Source organism: Seonamhaeicola marinus, from assembly GCF_008085455.1.
On sequence record NZ_VSDQ01000634.1, the window covers coordinates 1 to 652 of the forward strand.

At 33.1% G+C, this 652-nt stretch carries 1 protein-coding gene; it reads left to right on the forward strand.

Annotated features, from left to right (window positions below; all coding sequences use genetic code 11):
- On the forward strand, positions 1 to 652 hold a 652-nt coding region (locus FUA24_RS25820; RefSeq protein WP_394344201.1), incomplete at both ends, for a preprotein translocase subunit SecY.

Genomic DNA, 652 nt, shown 5'->3' on the forward strand with positions numbered 1-652 from the left:
TGGAAAATTGAAGAACTAAGAAACAGAATAGTGGTAACACTAGGTTTGTTATTAGTTTATCGTTTTGGTACGCAAGTTACATTACCAGGTATTGATGCTGAACAATTACAAAATTTAGCTGATAATACAGATTCTGGTATCTTGGGAATTCTTAGTGCATTTACTGGTGGTGCTTTGTCAAGAGCATCAGTATTTGCTTTAGGTATCATGCCTTACATTTCTGCTTCTATTGTTGTACAATTAATGGGTATTGCAATTCCTTATTTACAAAAACTTCAAAAAGAAGGTGCAAGCGGCCAAAAGAAAATAACACAAATTACACGTTGGTTAACCATCGCCATTTGTTTATTTCAATCGCCTGCATACTTAGCTAGTTTACCAAGTTTAGGTGTACCACAAAGTGCATTTTTATTAGGTACAGGCCCTTTATTCTATTTTTCATCAATTAGTATTTTAGTTACAGGGTGTATCTTTGCCATGTGGTTAGGTGAAAAGATTACAGATAAAGGGATTGGTAATGGTATTTCATTATTAATTATGGTAGGTATTATTGCTACGTTACCACAATCTTTTGTTCAAAATGCAGCAACAAGAATGGAAGGTAACAATGTAATGCTTATTCTTTTTGAACTTGTAATATGGTTTGTTATCA